Source organism: Salinimicrobium maris, from assembly GCF_049680855.1.
Lineage (GTDB): Bacteria > Bacteroidota > Bacteroidia > Flavobacteriales > Flavobacteriaceae > Salinimicrobium.
Window position 1 is genome coordinate 235,254 of the sequence record NZ_JBMPGS010000003.1, and the last position, 19,819, is coordinate 255,072.

At 41.1% G+C, this 19,819-nt stretch carries 16 protein-coding genes; 9 read left to right on the top strand and 7 right to left on the bottom strand.

The features are described from left to right. The first annotated feature begins 101 nt into the window (after nt 1-101). From ACOV1Q_RS11520 to ACOV1Q_RS11555, 8 genes are all read left to right on the top strand, one after another. Nucleotides 102-2,603, top strand: coding sequence for a M14 family metallopeptidase (locus tag ACOV1Q_RS11520; RefSeq protein WP_424494547.1), 2,502 nt, complete (start codon nt 102-104; stop codon nt 2,601-2,603). Nucleotides 2,604-2,690: 87 nt separating this feature from the next. Further along, on the top strand, nt 2,691-3,647 hold the full coding sequence (locus ACOV1Q_RS11525) for a calcium/sodium antiporter (protein ID WP_424494548.1): 957 nt from the start codon (nt 2,691-2,693) through the stop codon (nt 3,645-3,647). A 150-nt stretch (nt 3,648-3,797) separates the two neighbouring features. Continuing rightward, complete coding sequence (locus ACOV1Q_RS11530) at nt 3,798-6,623, top strand: M16 family metallopeptidase (RefSeq protein ID WP_424494549.1); 2,826 nt, start codon at nt 3,798-3,800, stop codon at nt 6,621-6,623. Between the two features lie 167 nt (nt 6,624-6,790). Next, nucleotides 6,791-7,336 carry a VTT domain-containing protein gene (locus ACOV1Q_RS11535; protein WP_424494550.1) on the top strand — a complete coding sequence of 182 codons (546 nt, stop codon included), beginning with the start codon at nt 6,791-6,793 and terminating at the stop codon, nt 7,334-7,336. Between the two features lie 13 nt (nt 7,337-7,349). Beyond that, nucleotides 7,350-7,556: a TVP38/TMEM64 family protein gene (locus ACOV1Q_RS11540; protein WP_424494685.1), complete on the top strand. Its 207-nt coding sequence runs from the start codon at nt 7,350-7,352 to the stop codon at nt 7,554-7,556. 2 nt (nt 7,557-7,558) lie between these two features. Continuing rightward, a complete protein-coding gene (locus tag ACOV1Q_RS11545; RefSeq protein ID WP_424494551.1) occupies nt 7,559-8,803 on the top strand; it encodes a cysteine desulfurase-like protein in 1,245 nt (414 codons plus the stop codon). Between the two features lie 24 nt (nt 8,804-8,827). Further along, entirely contained in the window at nt 8,828-9,517 is a 690-nt protein-coding gene (locus tag ACOV1Q_RS11550; protein WP_424494552.1) for a TIGR02117 family protein, read from the top strand. Between the two features lie 147 nt (nt 9,518-9,664). After that, nucleotides 9,665-10,720, top strand: coding sequence for a class I fructose-bisphosphate aldolase (locus ACOV1Q_RS11555; protein ID WP_424494553.1), 1,056 nt, complete (start codon nt 9,665-9,667; stop codon nt 10,718-10,720). Nucleotides 10,721-10,877: 157 nt separating this feature from the next. Here ACOV1Q_RS11555 and ACOV1Q_RS11560 read toward each other — a convergent pair whose 3' ends face one another. Both ACOV1Q_RS11560 and rimO read right to left on the bottom strand, forming a co-directional pair. Next, complete coding sequence (locus ACOV1Q_RS11560; protein WP_424494554.1) at nt 10,878-11,294, bottom strand: hypothetical protein; 417 nt, start codon at nt 11,292-11,294, stop codon at nt 10,878-10,880. 169 nt (nt 11,295-11,463) lie between these two features. Further along, on the bottom strand, nt 11,464-12,816 hold the full coding sequence (gene rimO / locus ACOV1Q_RS11565) for a 30S ribosomal protein S12 methylthiotransferase RimO (RefSeq protein ID WP_424494555.1): 1,353 nt from the start codon (nt 12,814-12,816) through the stop codon (nt 11,464-11,466). Nucleotides 12,817-12,995: 179 nt separating this feature from the next. On the opposite strand from rimO, the gene ACOV1Q_RS11570 reads away from it, so the two are divergent. Beyond that, nucleotides 12,996-14,132, top strand: a complete 1,137-nt coding sequence (locus tag ACOV1Q_RS11570) for a DmpA family aminopeptidase (protein ID WP_424494556.1) — start codon at nt 12,996-12,998, stop codon at nt 14,130-14,132. A gap of 115 nt (nt 14,133-14,247) precedes the next feature. On the opposite strand, the gene ACOV1Q_RS11575 is transcribed toward ACOV1Q_RS11570, so the two are convergent. The 5 genes from ACOV1Q_RS11575 to ACOV1Q_RS11595 all read right to left on the bottom strand — a co-directional run bounded on the left by ACOV1Q_RS11575 (nt 14,248) and on the right by ACOV1Q_RS11595 (nt 19,799). Beyond that, nucleotides 14,248-15,150 (bottom strand): aminotransferase class IV, encoded by a 903-nt coding sequence (locus ACOV1Q_RS11575; RefSeq protein ID WP_424494557.1) that lies wholly within the window; start codon nt 15,148-15,150, stop codon nt 14,248-14,250. A gap of 154 nt (nt 15,151-15,304) precedes the next feature. Next, on the bottom strand, nt 15,305-16,213 hold the full coding sequence (locus tag ACOV1Q_RS11580) for a DUF4435 domain-containing protein (protein WP_424494558.1): 909 nt from the start codon (nt 16,211-16,213) through the stop codon (nt 15,305-15,307). Nucleotides 16,214-16,216: 3 nt separating this feature from the next. After that, nucleotides 16,217-17,590, bottom strand: coding sequence for an AAA family ATPase (locus tag ACOV1Q_RS11585; protein WP_424494559.1), 1,374 nt, complete (start codon nt 17,588-17,590; stop codon nt 16,217-16,219). A 264-nt stretch (nt 17,591-17,854) separates the two neighbouring features. Then, a complete protein-coding gene (locus ACOV1Q_RS11590; RefSeq protein WP_424494560.1) occupies nt 17,855-18,133 on the bottom strand; it encodes a hypothetical protein in 279 nt (92 codons plus the stop codon). Nucleotides 18,134-18,137: 4 nt separating this feature from the next. Next, on the bottom strand, nt 18,138-19,799 hold the full coding sequence (locus ACOV1Q_RS11595; RefSeq protein ID WP_424494561.1) for an amidase family protein: 1,662 nt from the start codon (nt 19,797-19,799) through the stop codon (nt 18,138-18,140). Between the last annotated feature and the right edge of the window lie 20 nt (nt 19,800-19,819).

Here is a 19,819-nt window from a genome sequence, read left to right on the forward strand (position 1 = left end):
GTAAAGATACCGAAGTTATATATTTTTCTCTGGCTAATTTTAATTAATTCCCCGCGGTGTACTATCTTTACTCGTTTAACCCGGAACAAACAAAAAGTTAGATGAAAAAATCACTGTTCTTCCTTTCCATTTTATTTCTCAATTTTCAGTTTATAATTTCTCAAAACCTGCCCTCTCCTGAAGATTTTTTGGGTTACGAAATCGGCACACAGTTCACACCTCATCACAAGGTGATAGATTATTTCACTCAACTTGCAGAAAATTCTCCCCTGGTACAATATCATACCTACGGAAAAACCTATGAAGGAAGACCTTTAACTTACGCAGTAATTTCTTCGGAAGAAAACCTGCAAAATCTCGAGCAAATAAGAAATGATCATCTGCAAAAGGCAGAAGGAAACAGTAATATTTCTCCTCAGAATTCTGAAAAAGCAATTGTGTGGCTAAGCAACAATGTACATGGTAACGAAGCTTCCAGCACCGAAGCTGCCATGAAAACTGCTTACGAACTGCTTACTTCTAAAAAGGAATGGCTTGAAAATACCGTAATTATTATGGATCCAAGCGTTAATCCAGATGGGCGCGACCGCTACGTGAACTGGTACAATCAGGTGAAAGCGAATCCTTACAATGAAAATCCCGATGCCGTAGAACACATGGAACCTTGGCCGGGTGGAAGACCAAATCATTACCTTTTCGACCTCAACCGCGACTGGGCCTGGGCCACACAAACTGAAACAAGGCAGCGCCTGGAAATTTATAACCAGTGGTTACCTCACATTCATGTAGATTTTCACGAACAGGGAATCAACGATCCTTACTATTTTGCGCCAGCCGCCGAGCCTTTTCATGAGATCATTACCCCATTTCAACGAGAATTCCAAACAGAAATTGGCCGCAACAATGCCCGCTACTTTGATGAAGAAGGCTGGTTGTATTTCACGGGGGAGCGTTTTGACCTTCTGTACCCCAGTTATGGCGACACCTACCCCACCTACATGGGTGCGATTGGAATGACCTATGAGCAGGCGGGGCACGGCCGCGCAGGTCTGGGCATTGAAACCGAAGAAGGTTACGTGCTTACATTGGTTGACAGGGTTGCACACCATACTGCCGCCGGACTTTCCACAGTAGAAGTGGCTTCGGAAAATGCAGGAAAATTAAATGCTGAATTTCAGAATTTTTACGATAACTCCGGCTTGGGAGTAAAAAGTTACGCCCTTAGCGGAAATCCCGACAAATTGGATGCACTCAAAGAATTGCTAAACCGGCATGAGATTACTTACAACGAAGCTGGAGCCGGCACAAGCCTTCGGGGTTTTGATTATGCATCCAAAAAGCAAATCAGGCAAAATGCTTCGGAAAACACGGTAATTATTAATACAGATCAGCCGAAAGGTAAAATGGTAAAAGTACTCATGGAACCTGCTGCAAAACTGGTGGATTCTCTTACGTATGATATTACAGCCTGGAGCCTTCCCTACGCTTACGGACTTGACGCGGTGGCAAGCACCAGGAAAATTTCGGGAAAGGCGGTTCAGGAAACGGCTGTAGTTAAAAACACTGCAAATCCTGCGGGAGCAGGTTACATTTCAAAATGGAACAGTATGCAGGACGCGAAATTTCTTGCTGCCCTTCTAAAAGAGGATTTTAAAGTGCGATTTACAGAAATCGCTGTTGAAAATGCAAATGAAAAATTTGATGCCGGCAGCCTTATCATCACCAAAAGTGATAATCGTACCCTGGAAAATTTTGATTCCAGACTTGTAGCACTCGCGAATCAACATAACAGGCGACTTACAGTTGCTAATACCGGTTTTTCCACATCGGGGCCCGATTTTGGTTCTTCCAGTGTAAAGATCATTAACAAACCAAGAATTGCCGTTTTGCGCGGAGAAGGAACTTCTTCCCTCAATTATGGAGAGATCTGGTACTTTTTTGAACAGGAACTAAACTATCCACTCACTTCTATTGATACAGAATATTTAAACCGGATTGACCTCAACAATTTTGATGTACTCATTTTGCCTTCAGGAAGGTATAGTGACATTTTTCCCGAAGATGAATTCAAGAAACTTACAAGCTGGGTAAGAAGCGGCGGAAAAATAATTGCCCTCGATAATGCGGTAGGCTTGTTTGCTGGAAAAGAAGGCCTGGACCTTGAAGTAAATAAAAAAGAATCTGCCAAGGACAGCCTTCAGGAGAAAAACCTTCTTCCATATGCCGAAAGGGAAAGAGAAAATATAAAAGATCTTATCACCGGAAGTATTATAAAAACAAAAGTAGATCATACACACCCCATGGCTTTTGGTTACCCCAATGAATATTTCTCATTAAAACTGAGTGCCAACAGCTATGCATTTTTAGATAATGGATACAATGTTGCCTACATTGAAGGAGAACCGGAAGTAGTTTCTGGGTTTGCCGGGAGCACTGCGCAAAAAAAGATAACCAACTCCATGGTTTTTGGAGAAGAACCTATGGGGCGTGGCAGTATCATTTATATGGTTGATAACCCATTGTTCCGCGCTTTCTGGGAAAATGGAAAGCTGTTTTTCGTTAATTCCATCTTTTTTGTAAACAATGATAATTACAGAATGTAATGCCAAAATACTATTTTTAGATACCCGCTATAATTTTATAAAAATGCTGGAAGGGAATAGTATATTTACTCCCTTATTTATACATTAATGATCATAGACATCCTTTTATTATTGGCCGGTTTTGTGGCTCTTATTTTAGGTGCAAACAGTCTTGTGGACGCTGCTTCGAGTGTTGCGGTAAAACTCGGAATTCCCAATATTGTGATAGGTCTTACCATCGTCGCCTTCGGAACTTCTGCACCCGAGCTTGTGGTGAACGTTTTTGCTGCCATAAGCGACAGTACAGAAATGGTGTTGGGAAACGTGCTGGGAAGTAACATTTTTAACATCCTGGGGATACTGGGTATTTCGGCTATTATTTACCCATTAACAGTAAAGAACAATACCACCTGGCTGGAAATTCCGCTGAGTTTACTGGCTGCTGTTTGCATACTCATCATTGGTGCCGATCTTTTCCTCAATGAAGCCACTTCCAATATGATCACGCGTTCCGAAGGGATCGTCCTACTTTTATTCTTTGCCATTTTTCTTGTTTATAACCTCACCGTCGCAAAAGCCGGCGGGGAGCAGGAAGAGATGGAAACAAAAGATTACACCACCGGAAAAGCCATATTATTCATCATTTTAGGACTTGCAGGACTCATTCTCGGCGGAAGACTGATTGTGGACAGTGCCGTGAGCATCGCTGAAGTAATTGGGTTTTCTGAAAGGGTGATTGGCTTAACCGTGGTTTCCATTGGAACTTCCCTGCCCGAACTTGCTACTTCTATCATTGCCGTACGCAAAAAAAATGTGGATATTGCAATTGGAAACGTCGTAGGTTCAAATATTTTCAACATTTTCCTCATTTTAGGAACTTCCACAACAATTTCACCTCTACTACTTAATGAAGGCTCATTTCTTGATATTTTTGTCAATATTGGTGCTAGTTTACTGCTATTTATATTTATTTTCACGGGGAAAGGAAGAAAACTGGAACGTTGGGAAGGTATTTTCATGCTCCTGCTTTACATAGCTTATGTTTCTTACCTCATCGTCGTATAATATTCGTGAATAATTACTCTGAAAAAAATGATTAAAAAACACCATTTTTGGATCCTGATGCTGCTTATCTTTCCGGGATCAATTTTCGNCATAGCTTATGTTTCTTACCTCATCGTCGTATAATATTCGTGAATAATTACTCTGAAAAAAATGATTAAAAAACACCATTTTTGGATCCTGATGCTGCTTATCTTTCCGGGATCAATTTTCGCCCAGCAGCAAAATTCTTCAGCTGAAGGATTTAAAGTAGATTATGAGACTTTTACGCTGGATAACGGCCTAAAAGTAATTTTCCACGTAGACAGGTCAGATCCTGTCGTGGCGGTGGCACTAACCAGCCACGTAGGTTCGGCGAGAGAAAAAGAAGGTCGCACAGGTTTTGCACATTTGTTTGAGCACCTGCTCTTTCTGGAATCTGAAAACCTTGGCAAAGGCGGACTTGATAAGCTCAGTGCTCGCATCGGGGGCTCGGGAGCCAACGGTTCTACCAGCCGCGACCGCACTAACTACTTTCAAACCGTTCCAAATGACGCTTTGGAAAAGATGATCTGGGCAGAAGCCGATAAGCTCGGGTTCTTTATAAATACAGTTACAGAACCGGTTTTAGCCAAGGAAAAGCAGGTGGTCAAAAATGAAAAACGCCAGGGGGTTGACAACAGGCCTTATGGCCACACCATGGCTGTGATTGATCAAAATCTGTATCCTGAAGATCACCCCTATAACTGGCAGGTCATCGGCTCACTTGAAGATCTCCAAAATGCCACTTTACAGGATGTAAAGGATTTTTATAATCAGTGGTACGTTCCTAACAATGTCATTCTCACGATTGCCGGAGATTTTGATACTGCGCAGGCTAAAGAATGGGTTGAAAAGTATTTTGGAGAGATTCAAAGAGGGCAGAAAATAGCGCCTCTTGAAAAACAACCGGTTAAGCTCAAGAGCACTAAAAAATTGTTTTATGAAGATAATTTTGCCCAGCTGCCGGAATTAACCATTGCCTGGCCCGGAGTTTATTCTTATCACCCAGATTCTTATGCCCTGGAGGTATTGGCCTCTTTTCTTTCTGACGGGAAAAATGCACCTTTCTACCAGAATCTGGTAGCAGACCAAAAACTGACTTCTAATGTAAGAATGTACAATTATACTTCAGAACTGGCGGGACAGGTGATGGTTCAGGTAAGAGCCTATGACGGTAAAGATCTTGATTCTGTTCATACCGCCATTGGAGAAACCTTCAGGAAATTCGAACAGGAAGGAATTTCAGAAAAAGACCTGCAGCGTATAAAGGCAAGGCAGGAAACAAACTTTTACAACGGTCTTTCCAGCGTCCTTGGAAAAGGATTTCAGCTGGCGCAGTATCAAATTTTTGCGAAAGACCCGAACTTTATTAACACAGAAGTTGAAAAGATCCTGGCAATCACTCCGGAAGATGTAATGCGGGTTTACAATAAGTACATTAAAGGAAAGAATTATGTGGCGACAAGTTTCGTCCCAAAGGGCCAACAGGAATTAAGCCTTGCAAACTCTAAAGAAGCTGCAATCGAAGAAGAAGAAATTGTCATGGGCGCCGAAGAGGAATTTGATCTGGATGCGGCAGTGAGCTATGAAAGAACGCATTCCTCCTTTGACCGAAGCATAGAGCCGGCATACGGACCCGCCCCGCAGATTTCTGTCCCTGAGATATGGAAAGACAGCCTTTCCAACAGCGGCCTCGAGATCTTCGGAATTACAAATTCTGAAGTGCCTGTGGTGCAATTTCAACTGGAGATAAAAGGCGGACTTTTGCTGGAGAATCCCGAAAAAGTTGGGGTTTCCAACCTGCTTGCCGAAATGATGACCAAAGGTACCGCTAACAAAACTCCCCAAGAACTGGAAGAAGCCATTGAGCTTTTAGGTGCCAGTATTAATGTGTATGCAGGAGATGAAAGCATCGTGCTAAGAGGCAGCAGTCTCGCCAGGAATTATGAAGAGACCATGGCTTTGGTCAAGGAAATCCTCCTGGAACCAAGATGGAGCGAAGAAGAATTTGCACTGAGCAAGCAACAGGTTATAAGCGACATTCAGCAGCAACAAGGTTCGCCAAATGCCATTGCAGCCAATGAATTTAAAAAAGCAATTTATGGAGAAGATCATATTCTTTCGCACAACAATTTAGGAACAGAAGCTTCTTTGGCAACTATTCAGCTGCAGGATTTAAAAGATTACTACAACCGGAATTTTGCTCCAAATATTGCAAATTACCTTATTGTTGGAGATGTGGAACGGGATGATGCCGCTATGGCAGTCCTTGACCTGGTGCAGAACTGGGAAGTAAAAGAAGTTGATTTTCCTGAACTGCCAACTCCAAAAGTACCCGAAGAACCGGTGATCTATTTTTATGATGTACCGGGTGCAAAGCAATCGGTATTCAGGTTTGGATATCCTGCGCTGGCTGAAACGCATCCTGATTTTTATCCTGCAAACATTATGAACTACAGGCTTGGTGGCGGTGGTTTTGCCTCACAATTGACACAGGAATTGCGGGAAGGAAAAGGCTACACCTATGGTATTCGCTCCTCTTTTAGTGGTAGTACTTTGCCTGGGCCATTCAGCATTTCTACAGGGGTGCGTACAAATGTTACTTTAGAAGCTGTTAGCCTTATCAAGGAAATCATAGAGAAATATCCAGACAGTTTCACCAGTGAAGACCTGGAGGTGACAAAAGGCTTCATGATAAAAAGCCAGGCACGAGAATTCGAAACTCTTTCCTCAAAATTGCAAATGCTAAGAAACATTAGTAACTATGACTGGAGCAACGACTACGTGAAACAACAGGAAGAGATTGTCAAAAATATAAGCCTGGAACAAATTAGGGAGCTTGCACAAAAATACCTCAACCCAAACAACATGTACTATGTGATTGTAGGTGATGCCGAAACCCAATTGGAAAGGCTGAAAGAAGTTGGACTGGGAGAACCTGTACTACTTAATAAATGATTATCTCTACAGCTTTAAAGATTTAAGGTCTTCACTTTAAATCACAGATAATAATTTTTTTAAAACGCTCCTTTTGGGAGCGTTTTAAATTTAATGAGGTGATGAGATCTATAACGTATATGTATTCTTACTGAAGGGAATTTTATGAAAGCCACAACAGTTTGAAATTGAAAAAAGCCATAATTTGTGGATATTCTAAAAAGGCAATTCTTCAGGACTTTCTAAAATTGTTATTTATAAAAAAATTTCTTCAGAAATATCTCTCCTTCATTCTCAGTGGCGCGATCATTTTAGGGTTGGTGGGCACGTACTTCTACTATGAACCTTTCCAGGCTTTCGTAGACCAGACGTGGTCAATTCTCATGAGCGAAAATCATGAGAAAACGAAAGAATATTTTAAAGACTTCGGCTTCTGGGGACCTGTGGCAATTATCGTATTTATCATTCTGCAAATGTTCCTGCTTATTTTCCCTTCCTGGCTACCTATTATTGTGGCAGTACTGGCTTATGGCTTCTGGTGGGGCGTTTTGATCAACCTTGTGGGAATTGGCATCGCTTCATCCCTGGGATACTACATTGGAGACAAGCTTGAAAATACCATTTTCAGAAGTTTTATGAGCAAAAAGAAATCTGATAAAATGAAGTTCTGGATCACCAAATATCTTTTTTGGAACGGTTGTACTTTTCAGGATCTCCCCTTTCTTTTCAAATGACAGCATTAGCTTTATCGCAGGCATTTTCAACATGAACTATAAAAAATTCATGACGGCTACCTATGCAGGTATGATCCCATTATCTTTGGCCGTAGGTTATTTCTCTAAAGATTTTGACCGCATGGAAGAAGGGCTCTATTGGGTTGGAGGAGTAGGATTTGTACTTTACGCCATCTATGTCTACCTTGACTATAAAAAGAGAAAAAAGAAAAATAATTAAACATGAGTTCATTTGATATAGAAAAAGTAAGAGCACAGTTTCCCGCGCTTCAGATAAAAGATAAAAACCAGGTTTTTCCTATTTATTTTGACGGCCCGGGCGGAACGCAAATGGTGCAGGCCTGCATTGACCGAATGCTGGAGTACATCACCACGGGAATGGGAAATCTTCACGGCACTTTTCCCACCAGTCAAAAAACCGACCAGTTACTTGCCGAAGGAAAATCTGCAGTAGCCGATCTTCTGAATTGCGAACCCGAAGAGGTCGTTTTTGGACAGAATATGACCAGCCTTGCATTCCAGATTTCTAATGCCCTGAAAACCTTTATCACAGAAGGAGATGAAATCGTCGTGACCGAGCTTGATCACCGCGCCAATGTAGACCCATGGATAAGCCTTGCCAAAGAAACCGGCGCAACGGTAAAATTCATTCCGGTGGACAGGAAAACATATACTTTAGATCTTTCGGAAATTGATTCCAATATTACTTCCCGAACAAAATTGGTAGCGATAGGAATGTCTTCGAATCTCACGGGAACAATTTCAGACGTTGAACGCATTCTTGATCACGCAAAAAAGGTAAATGCGTTTAGCATTTTAGATGCCGTTCATGCGGTACCGCATTTTAAGGTGGATTTTAAAAAGCTGGATTGTGATATACTTTTTTGTTCTGCTTATAAATTCTTCGGTCCTCACCTCGGAATTGGAGTCATAAAGTCCAAACTTTTCAAAAAACTTCCTGTCCAGAAACTGGAACCGGCACCAAATGAAATTCCGTACAAACTGGAAACCGGAACCCAGAATCATGAAGGGATCGCAGGATTATGTGGCGCAATATCCTTTATCGAAAACTTGGGAGAAGGTGAAAATCGTAAACAACGCCTGGCTTCGGGAATGAAAAGCATTGAAGCCCATGAGCGATCTTTAATAGCAGAAATGGAAAGCTTTCTTGCAGAATTTCCGGAAGTTACCGTTTATCGTGCTCCCGAAAATGTTCCAAAAACTCCCACTTTTGCCTTTAAAATTGATCATATTCATTCCCGCGAGGCAACCAGGTTTTTCGCAGAAAAATTTAATCTGTGCATTGGCGATGGACATTTTTACGCATCTACCATGGCCGAAGTGTTTGATGTGATGGAAACCGGAGGATGGATTCGCATTGGTTTTGCTCCCTACAACACCCTGGAAGAAATTGATGTCTTTAAAAAGGCATTAAAGGAGTGCATTCGGTTTTTTATTTCAGCTTAAAATGAAACAGTAAAATTAAGACAGATGGGAGCAGCAGATGTTGGCATAAAAGTCGTTCGATTTCTGGCCAAAGGTCTGTTCTCTCTCCTGTTTGTCACGATGCTTTACCTGGTCGCGGCTCTTATTGGTTCTGTCATCCCGGTAAATACCAAGCAGCCCAATGACGGCACTATCACGATCTACCTCAGGACGAACGGAGTTCATACAGATTTCATCTTTCCCATTGAGAACGAAGTTATGAATTGGAAAGATGTTATCCCTGCCGAAACTATCCCTTCAAAAATGGCAGTTTTCAGGTATATTTCTTTTGGCTGGGGCGATCTCGAGTTTTATAAGGAAACAAAAGAATGGTCAGATTTGCGATTTCCTGTCGCCTTTCAGTCGGTTTTCCTCAATAGTCCTTCTGCCCTGCACGTTACTATGGAGCCGGCAATAAGGCAAAACAAACCAACCGTGAGACTCGATATTACAAAAGAGCAGTATGAGAAACTGGTGGATTATGTCTATACTGCTTTTCAGAAAGATGCTGCGGAAATGCCCAAGCCGGTAAAAGGCCTGCACTACAATCAACACGATGCTTTCTTTCACGCGAAAGGCTCGCTGCATTTCTTCTACACCTGCAACACCTGGATCAACGACGGACTTAAATATGCAGATTTGCGCGCCTGCTTATGGACACCTTTTGACGAAGGGATCTTTTATCAATACAATTAAGATTTAATATTTTTTTACAATTCGGCATTTAACTCCTTCACTTTAAAACAATTATCTTAAAGCCTGGAGAGTCAAAATAGCTACTTGCTTTAAATAGAAGCTATTTTCAATAAGCGAGCAAACCAATCACTTTAAATTATATAATTTATGAGCACCATTGATAAGATTTCTGACGTATTGGGAGCCGATGCTTCCCTGCTGGATTACAAAAGTGAGAAGATAAGCAAAGACAGGCTTATGATTCCCGGACCGCAAACAGTAGACAGTTTTGCCGACAGTGACCGCAGTCCGCAGGTTTTGAAAAGCCTCGCGCAACTTTACAATCATGGCGAACTCGGCGGCACGGGTTATATCAACATTCTTCCCGTAGACCAGGGAATTGAACACAGCGCAGCTTTCTCCTTTTATAAGAACCAGGATTATTTTGATCCTGAAAACATCATCAAACTGGCCATAGAAGCAGGCTGTAACGGGGTCGCTTCCACCTTTGGCGGACTGGCGTTGCACGCGAGAAAATATGCTCATAAAATTCCATTTATCGTTAAGATCAACCACAATGAATTACTGGCTTACCCAAATAAATATGACCAGATTCCATTTGGAAGCGTTCGCGAAGCCTGGGACATGGGAGCTACGGCCATTGGAGCGACCATTTATTTTGGTTCCGAAGAAAGTACGCGGCAAATCCAGGAAATCGCGGCAGCTTTTGAAGAAGCTCATCAATTGGGAATGGCCACCATTTTGTGGTGTTATACAAGAAACAGCCAGTTTAAAACCGATCAGGAAGATTATCACGCCGCCGCCGACCTTACCGGACAGGCAAACCATATTGGAGTTACCATCAAAGCCGATATCATCAAGCAAAAACTTCCAACCACCAATTATGGTTACAGGGAAATTGGCTTCGGAAAACAGGACGAGGAAATGTATGAAAGTCTTGCTACAGATCATCCTATTGATCTTTGCCGACTACAGGTTGCCAATTGTTATATGGGAAAAATCGGGTTGATCAATTCCGGTGGTGGCTCTAAGGGAGAATCTGATGTGAAGGAAGCGGTGAAGACAGCTGTTATCAACAAACGCGCCGGCGGCAGCGGACTCATCATGGGAAGAAAAGCTTTTCAAAGACCATTTTCTGAAGGTGTAGATATTTTGCGAAGTGTGCAGGAGGTTTATTTGGAGAAGGAGATTACGGTTGCGTGATTTTTGAGGCTGTTGGCTGGTGGCTGTAGGCATTCAGCTTTATCTGCCGATCTTCTTTTCTCCTCTGAAGGTCACCCTGAACTTGTTTCAGGGTCTCTTTCTCCTGTAAAAAGATGTCGGTTCAGATAGTTGTTGGAACCAGCATCACGTAATAAGATTATAAAGCTAATTCCGGAGAAAACCGGGATCTGAGAAGTTTCATATCCTTTTCACTGTAGCCCTTAAGCTCCATTGATTTTCCTTTGCCTTCAGCAGTTGAATTTATGATAAAGTGTTCCTTAGTAACCGTTATTTTGCTGATGTCTTCGAAGGAATAACTTTCAGATTTATACTGCCACTGACTTACAACCACCTGTTCTTCATCCCATGCGATGAACTCCTGGTTTCTCTCCTTCTGAAAGACGTAGAGCACCAGGTATACTACCCCCAGCAACGGATAAAAAACAGAAAAGATGGAAAAAACATCATTTTTGGCTACCAGGAAGTAAGAAAGCCCTACAATAATCCATAGCGCACCAAGGATTAGGTTTTTATACTGCTTAAAGAAATGCTGTTTCCGGACAACCTTCACCATTGAAAAAAGTTTACCAGACAATTATAGCTATTTCTCTCCGTATCCTGAAATTAATTTAAGTGCAAGCTTTCTTTTCCCACCGTCACCCTGAACTCGTTTCAGGGTCTTATTGTTCCATGATAGAGATGCTGAAATATCCTGATAGCTATCGGGACAGCATGACGTATATCTAAACCGTCCTGACTTTTAATTCCTTACGCTTAGGCTTTTCCACATTTGCATTTACCGGTTCCCCGTACAGGTCAAAGTCGGCGGCATCTGTGATCTTTACATCGTAATATTCTGCAGTTTTCAGGTAAACGGAAGTAGCATCGATCAGCACTTCATTATCAACATCGGGCGAATCAAATTCTGTTCTTCCCACGAAATAATTTCCTTCCTTGCGATCTATGATCACTTTAAAAACCTGCCCTATCTTCTGCTGATTCAGTTCCCAGGAGATCTGCGACTGAATTTCCATGATCTCATTTGCCCGCTCTTGCTTTACTTCCTGTGGCACATCGTCTTCAAGATTGTAAGCGTGCGTGTTTTCTTCGTGAGAATAGGTGAAACAGCCAAGGCGCTCAAAACGCATTTCCTTCACCCATTCTTTAAGCTCCTGGTAATGAGCTTCAGTTTCACCGGGATAACCTACGATAAGGGTGGTCCTTATCGCCATTTCCGGCACCCTGCTTCTGAATTCTTTCAGAAGATTCGTGGTTTTTTCGTGGGTGGTTCCGCGGCGCATGGATTTCAGAAGATCATCAGAAATATGCTGCAAAGGAATATCCAGATAATTACAGATCTTAGGTTCACGCTTCATCACATCAAGCACATCCAGCGGAAAACCTGTTGGGAATGCATAATGCAAACGAATCCACTCGATTCCTTCTACCTTTACCAGGTTCTCCAAAAGTTCGGCTAAATTTCGCTTTTTATAGAGGTCAAGTCCGTAGTAGGTAAGATCCTGGGCGATCAAAATAAGTTCTTTCACTCCGTTGGCAGCAAGGTTTTTCGCTTCCTTCACCAAGTCTTCGATCGGCGTAGACCTGTGTTTTCCACGCATCAACGGGATCGCACAAAAAGAACACGGGCGGTCACAGCCTTCAGCAATTTTTAAGTAAGCATAATTCTTTGGAGTGGTCGTTAACCGTTCCCCAACAAGTTCGTGCTTGTAATTTGCATCCAGCGCCTCCAGTAATCCGGGTAATTCGGTAGTTCCGAAGTATTGATCAACATCAGGAATTTCACTTTGAAGATCGGGTTTGTAGCGCTCGCTAAGACATCCCGTAACAAAAACCTTGTCCACTTCCCCCTGCTCTTTTCGTTGTACATACTCCAAAATGGTGTTTACAGACTGTTCTTTGGCGTTGTCAATAAAGCCGCAGGTATTGATCACTACGATATTCCCTTCCTGCTCGTGCACCACCTCCTTGCCATTGGCCTTGAGCTGCCCCATCAACACCTCACTGTCATAGACATTCTTGCTGCAACCAAGGGTTACCACGTTAATTTTATTCTTCTTTAATGTCTTCGTTCTCATATTCCTGCTCTTAATGTCATTCAAACTTAACAGGTTTTGAAAACCTGTTAGGTTTCTTTACCTGAAGTCGCTCTGCTGAAAGCGGGTGCAAAGATACAATCTAAAATGACAACTACCTTAACAACTTCAGCTTGTTTCAATTAGAAAGTTTATCTTCCCGAAGATTAAAAATTTTTAAAATGAAAATAAGCGCGTTCTTTTGTTTGTTTAGTTTCTTCTTTATCAGCTGCTTTAGCTTTGGCCAGGAACGGGCACGGGAGCTGGGGATTGAGATTGGAGTGATGCAGCCGGGGGCTTTAAATGCCATTACAGATGTTTCCGAAGTGAAAGTTGGTCACACCACTCTGGTCAAAGGAGATTCTGTAAGAACCGGGGTGACCGCCATTCTTCCCCACAACGGAAATATTTTTCAGCAGAAAGTCCCCGCAGCCGTATATGTGGGCAATGGCTTCGGAAAGTTAGCCGGGACCACCCAGATAGTGGAACTCGGAAATATTGAGACTCCCATCATCCTTACGAACACGCTGAGCGTTCCTACCGCCATGAACGGCGTCATAAGTTATGTATTGCAACAGGAGAAAAATGAGGATGTACGGTCGGTGAATACCGTGGTGGGCGAAACCAATGACGGCTATCTCAATGATATCCGCGGAAGGCATGTGACGGAGCAGGATGTGATTACAGCGATAGAAAATGCTTCGGAAAATAATATTCAGGAAGGCAATGTTGGCGCCGGCACCGGTACAATTGCCTTCGGCTTTAAAGGCGGAATTGGCACTTCTTCCCGACTTCTTCCTAAAGATTTGGGTGGTTATACGGTGGGCGTACTGGTACAGACGAATTTTGGCGGCATACTGCAGATCAACGGAGCGAACCTGGGAAAGGAACTGAAGCATTTCAGTTTCAGCAATAAACTCCTGAACAATGTGGACGGCTCCTGCATGATCGTGGTCGCAACAGATGCTCCGTTAGACAGCCGCAACCTGGAACGCCTCGCAAAAAGGGCATTTATGGGCCTCGCTAAAACCGGTGGCATCGCCTCCAACGGCAGCGGAGATTACGTCATCGCTTTCTCAACTGCGGAAGGCGTGCGTATCCCCTACCAGATGGAAACCGATCTACTGGAACAAAAAGTTGTTCCCAATGACTTCATGTCACCAATCTTTATGGCCGCCATCGAAGCCACCGAAGAAGCCATCATCAATTCCCTTTTTATGGCAGAGACGATGACTGGGTTTGAAGGTAGGAGGATTGAAGCTTTACCAAAGGAAAAAGTGCTGGAAATATTGAAAGATCGTAAGCTGATTAAAAAGTAAGGCTTATCGTTTACGGTTTTCTGTTCTCTGTTGACTGATCACCGTTCACTATTCACTGTTTAAAGTTTATTGTTTAATGCTTATTGTATATTGATAACTGTTCATTGCTAATTGATCATTGACTTCTCGTTCTCTTGATAAATTCCTGCTGCAACAACTCCGTAATTTCCCCTTTTTGAGCCGTGAACAATTCCTTTCCTTCAATAGTTACTGAAGACACCGGTGCGATTTGCGTGGTGGTGCCGGTGAGGAAGATCTCATCAGCTTCTGGTAAGCCGGAAACAGGAAAGGCTTCTTCTTTCACCGGAATGTCCAGGTCGTGGCAGAGTTCCAGGACCACTTTTCGGGTGATGCCCGAGAGGATCTGCCGACCTTCGGGATGGGTGTAGACGGTTTTATTTTTGACGAAGAAAATCGTGGTGTGGGAACCTTCGGTAAAAACCCCATTTCTGAATAGCAGGTTTTCATCATATCCCGCGGAAATTGCAACATCATTGGCCATCGTGTTTGCCAACAGCGCAGTGGATTTTATATCGCAGCGGTGCCAGCGGAGATCTTCTGAAGCCACCACTTTCCAGTACCTGTCCTCAAAATTGGAAAGGTTCACCCTGAAGGCGTACAGCAAAAGTGTGGGTTTTATCTCATCGGGGATAAAATGGGAACGCGGCGCCGTACCGCGGGAGATCTGCAGATAAACTGCGGCATCTTCTTTGGAAAAAGAGGATCGCTCCACTGCTTCGAGCATCAGGTTTTCCAGGATAGACGCATCAAAATCTATGTTCATTTCCTGCAGGCAGTATTTCACCCGCGCCACATGATCCTGCAGCCGGAAAGCTTTCCCGTTGTAAAACGGTGTAACCTCATAGATCCCGTCCCCAAACATAAAAGAACGGTCAAAAACTGACACTAAAGCTTCTTCGGGTTTAAGCCATTGATCATTAAAATATACTTCGGCAGGATAGGTCTTCTTGTTCTTCATAATTGCTGCAAAAAAGCCTCCCGAATTTACGGAAGGCATTTTTGAATTGGAATTAAATTTAAAATTATCTGAATTTCTTTCTGGAATCCTACACCTGACAGACCCACTGGAACCAACAGCCGGTTCATTTAAAGAAATGCTAATTTTCTATCGTAACGGCCATACTACATTAAATTATTTGGCATTATTCAAATTAATTTAAACTCATTAAATATTCTCTAAGACAATTTGGAGTTTCTGCATATGACGATAATGTTGATAATGCTGAAATCTGATCAATATTAAATTTCACTTTCTTCTTTAAATAATTCTGCTTGTCTTTATTATTGGCATCATCAATTATTGATCTTAAAAAATGAATCAAAAAATGGAAATAATATTTACCTCTTAATCTCTGATGTAAACAATCCTTTTTTAATTCAGTCATCCGCTTTTCAACATCCTCATCTATAACTGGAATGCTTTCGTCAAATTTTTGTCTGATCTTATTTAGATCATAGTTCGCCCTAATTTGACCTAATTCAATATTGATAAAATCTTTTGGCGGTTTGTCACTTAAATTCACATTATTATTTATTCCTAATTTTCTTTGCTTTTCTTTTTGTAAAGAATACCAAGAATTAAAAAGTAGAATACTGTCTGAAAATTCATTTAATCTTTTTTTGTAAAGAGCTAAAGCAGTTTTATAGCCTTCATCTTCTTTAATAAGTAGAAACTCACTTTTTAAAATATCAGCGAAGCTATCTGGTGAGCAGTAAAAATTTTCAATAGAGTAGCAGGGAGTTTCGTACAGAAAATTGTCCAAATCTTTCTGACTTTCATCAAAATCTAGATCTATAAAAAAAGATTTCGCATAATTCCTATATTCTTGATGACTATCAATAATTTCCTTTGTTTTTAAAACTTGCTTTTTGCCTCCACAACTTATATATTCAGTTTGTTTTGTACAAAATGTCTTAATCCTAAAATGATAATACGGAGCGTCTTTACCTTCAAAAAAACAAAATAAAGCATCAGGGGAAGTACTCGTAAGCAATACAAACGACTGATATGAAACAGAAGAGGCTTCCTCTTTTGCTTTAATTAAATCTTCAACAGTCATTTTTTAATAGTTTTTAATGTATTGGTTCAAGCCGATAGCATTTTTTTCTAAGTGATTTTCAAAAATGAAAGGTGAGTGAGTAACGGCCAATAAAAATTTGCATTTATCAGATTCCACTATATGGGGTAGTAACATTTTTTGCCAAAAGATAGATAAAGACAATTCGGGTTCATCAAATAATACAATGAAATTTGTATCTCCAGACAGATAGATTCTAGAAAAAAGGGAAATTATTTGCTTTTCACCAGAAGATAATTTACTAAGTAATCTACTTAATAAAACTCTTTTTTCTGTAAGGGTAGAAGCTAAGTAGAATTCTACTTCGCTAGCTTCATACTGGATTTCCTTATTAGATTTATGTAAATATTTGTTGCAGACTGAAACGAAATTCTCTATTGAAGAATCTATTGACCTCTGTTGTTCATATATTTGAACCAATTTATGTAAGAAATAAACTAGGTATTTGTCGTCAGTTTCCTTAAATTCTTTCTCTGATACAATCTCTAAGATTTTATCTTTATCAGCTTTTGATATTGCTTCCCCAACCCTAGCTAAAATAATTTCTATATCTTTTACTGAAATTTTCGCTATAGCACTGGGTTTCAAAGAAGGAACTCCTTTTACTAGTTGACTGAGAATTTCACTTGAAATTTGAGATAAACCTTTACTCGAAAGTTGATTAATTTCTTTCTTAATTTCATTCAGTTTATGCTTTACATCTCGCATTCCAAATTGAATTAACCTTGAATCGTTATCACTTATTTCAAATTTGTCTTCGTTAAAACCAAGATTAATTAAATCTTCTTCAATACGTCTAAATGTAGGAAAATATAAAATTTCAGTATCAGAAATTATATCGTTAATATATTCCTTAGCTGTCTTTATTTGTTCATCACTTTCTCCATATCCACAAATCATTTTCAAAGAATTATATAAATATCTTGATGGATATTTTCGACCAATAGCATTTCTATAACCAAAGCCGCTAAATCTTACTTGATCAATTATTTCTCCAATAGAAGCACCTACTTCGAATAAGTTAGAAATATTGCTTATTTGTTTAGAAGTTAAGGTTCGGCTTAATTCATCGACAATAGCTGTTGGAGCACTAAAGTCTTCTTCAATATCTGAAAGCTTTTCCTTAGGTAATTGTAATGTTTTTTTATTCCCAAATTTGATTTCTATTGATTTAAAATCGAAATCATTTAACTTATATAATTTATTAGTTAGGGTATAGTATAAAATGTTCAAGACCGTAGTTTTACCCAGTCCGTTCTCACCTATCAATATTTTGACATCACTATCAAATGGAATTGCAATATCTCGATCACCAAATAATCCATTTATTTTAAAAAATTTAATCTTACTTTTTCTCATTACTATTTTAGTTATAACCAACCATTACTTTACTACAAAAACCATTGTTCATCATTATTTCAACAGGATAACAACAGCTTTCGCTGCTTCAGTAAACCTACTAAAATTTTGTTAAAGAAGTTTCTGGAAAGGCGTAAAGAAACTCACAGCTTTATCAACAAAATACTGAAAATAAAGACAGTATAAGATAATGCTTCAAAATGGCATTTTCGAAGCTTTTTTGAAAAGAGATTTTTTAAAAAGGGAATAGAAGAATAAAGAAAATTAACTCCCCACCTGCTCCTGCAGCCAGTACAGCAAGCGGGTTTCGTAGATACGCATCAGGATGATTATGGCTGCGCCTACAGCTACAAAAAACCATGAGAAAGAGCCTTTTTTGACGCTTATTCCACCGAGAATGGCCAGAATTAGAAAAGGTAGAGCCAGTAAAAGATTCGGAACGAGCCAGCCGTCGCCAAAAATGACAAAGATCTTAAGTCCTATAAAGAAAATGCTGTAGAACAGCACGATCTTGGTAAGAATGATCAAATTTCTTTCAGACATAGACCTAATTGTAGTTTACGGGAGCGCTTCGCTGCTTTGTTTCCTTTTCAAAGGCAGCACCCAGCTGCAGTAGCTTATCTTCCTCAAAAGGTTTGGCGATAAAAGTGGCACTTTTGGGCTCTCCGCTTGCCTGGTAACCCATAGGCACCGTAAGCGCGGGATATTTTGCCACGGCCGCATAGGCAGCATGATAGTTGTTGATGGAAAGGACCACGTCAAGATCGTGCTCGTTCATAGGCGTATCAAAAAACCTTCTTCCGTTTTCTTTAAGTCGGCTTCGCAGTTCGTCCAGCTCCTCATTAGAAGTGGTATCCTGTACAATTCCGTCGAAAAGGGCCTGTCCGTAAGGCGCCCGAACAATGCTGTCCTGCAGGTTGAAATCCACAATATCCTTCACATTTTTAAATTCCAGGTCTTTATCTCCACTGGCGGTGATGTAGTTTGGCAGATCGCGTTTCATATCGGCATCGAGTAGAGTTATAAAACCATTCAAAGGAACCTGTGGTGGCTCAAATTCTATCACGGTCGCGCCGGCCAATTTCATTTTTTCCACCGCTGCAGTGTAAAGCGAATCTTGCAGCAAACTCTTCATTACTCCTACTCTTTTGCCTTCCAAAGTGGCATTTTCGAGACCTTTTATATAATCTTTATTTGCTTCCACAGAAACAGCATCGCGGCTGTCCCTTCCTGTCATGGCATTCAGGAAAATAGCATTATCGATCACCGACTTTGTCATTGGCCCGGGCGTATCGAGCGTGCTGGAAATAGGGACAATTCCGCTGCGGCTTAAAAGTCCGACAGTGGGTTTTAATCCCACTACCGAATTCAAACTGGCCGGGGAAAGGATGGATCCTGCAGTTTCGGTTCCTACGGCAGCCACGGCATAATTGGCAGCCACGGCTACGCCACTTCCGGAGCTGGAACCGCCGGTTTCAAATTCTTTCCTGCCGTAGGGATTTAAAGTCTGTCCGCCTACCGCGCTGTAGCCTAAAGGGCAGCCGTCACAGAAATAATACGCCCACTCGCTCAGGTTCACCTTCCCAAGGATAAGGGCATTGTTCTCCTGAAGTTTATCAACTATAAAAGCATCTGCCTGCGGCTGATTTTCAGCAAAAGCAATGGCGCCTGCTGTTGTATTCATTCCCGAAAAATCAATGTTGTCTTTTAAGAGTACAGGCATTCCATAGATGGAATGAGAATTCTCTTCAGAAATGCCGTTTTCATCCAGCTTTCTTGCCTGGTTTACCACGTCTGGATTCAAAGCGATCACGGCATTTAGCGAAAGATCGTTATCGCTCTCGAATTTCCTGATTCGATAAATGTAAAACAACGTAAGATCTGTATAAGTTAAATTTCCTTCCTTAATACTTTGCTGAAGCTGCGGAATGTTCTTTTCCAGGATCAAAGGCTTCAACTGATTGTATTTTTCTTCAGAAAATTCAGCTAAATCGGCTTCAAAAGCATTCCAGATGGTGTTCTTATCAAGAAATTTTGAATTGATCAGCTTAAACTGAAGCCGCTCATTTTCATTCAAAGCCTGCTCCTCAAGCTCGGCAGTTTCATCATAAGGTTCCCAGATTACAGCCGGTTCGACGGCTTTTTCTTCAGAATTGTTACAGGAAAATCCAAGTACAGAGATAACGGAAAGAAGGAAAATTCTCTTCATAAAAAGATAAAGAATAAGTT

What these genes read in the sequence shown, in the direction of transcription:
- ACOV1Q_RS11520 (WP_424494547.1), top strand. Translation starts at nt 102, where the DNA reads ATGAAAAAATCACTGTTCTTCCTTTCCATTTTATTTCTCAATTTTCAG.
- ACOV1Q_RS11525 (WP_424494548.1), top strand. Translation starts at nt 2,691, where the DNA reads ATGATCATAGACATCCTTTTATTATTGGCCGGTTTTGTGGCTCTTATT.
- ACOV1Q_RS11530 (WP_424494549.1), top strand. Translation starts at nt 3,798, where the DNA reads ATGATTAAAAAACACCATTTTTGGATCCTGATGCTGCTTATCTTTCCG.
- ACOV1Q_RS11545 (WP_424494551.1), top strand. Translation starts at nt 7,559, where the DNA reads ATGAGTTCATTTGATATAGAAAAAGTAAGAGCACAGTTTCCCGCGCTT.
- ACOV1Q_RS11550 (WP_424494552.1), top strand. Translation starts at nt 8,828, where the DNA reads ATGGGAGCAGCAGATGTTGGCATAAAAGTCGTTCGATTTCTGGCCAAA.
- ACOV1Q_RS11555 (WP_424494553.1), top strand. Translation starts at nt 9,665, where the DNA reads ATGAGCACCATTGATAAGATTTCTGACGTATTGGGAGCCGATGCTTCC.
- ACOV1Q_RS11560 (WP_424494554.1), bottom strand. Translation starts at nt 11,294, where the DNA reads ATGGTGAAGGTTGTCCGGAAACAGCATTTCTTTAAGCAGTATAAAAAC.
- rimO (WP_424494555.1), bottom strand. Translation starts at nt 12,816, where the DNA reads ATGAGAACGAAGACATTAAAGAAGAATAAAATTAACGTGGTAACCCTT.
- ACOV1Q_RS11570 (WP_424494556.1), top strand. Translation starts at nt 12,996, where the DNA reads ATGAAAATAAGCGCGTTCTTTTGTTTGTTTAGTTTCTTCTTTATCAGC.
- ACOV1Q_RS11575 (WP_424494557.1), bottom strand. Translation starts at nt 15,150, where the DNA reads ATGCCTTCCGTAAATTCGGGAGGCTTTTTTGCAGCAATTATGAAGAAC.
- ACOV1Q_RS11580 (WP_424494558.1), bottom strand. Translation starts at nt 16,213, where the DNA reads ATGACTGTTGAAGATTTAATTAAAGCAAAAGAGGAAGCCTCTTCTGTT.
- ACOV1Q_RS11585 (WP_424494559.1), bottom strand. Translation starts at nt 17,590, where the DNA reads ATGAGAAAAAGTAAGATTAAATTTTTTAAAATAAATGGATTATTTGGT.
- ACOV1Q_RS11590 (WP_424494560.1), bottom strand. Translation starts at nt 18,133, where the DNA reads ATGTCTGAAAGAAATTTGATCATTCTTACCAAGATCGTGCTGTTCTAC.
- ACOV1Q_RS11595 (WP_424494561.1), bottom strand. Translation starts at nt 19,799, where the DNA reads ATGAAGAGAATTTTCCTTCTTTCCGTTATCTCTGTACTTGGATTTTCC.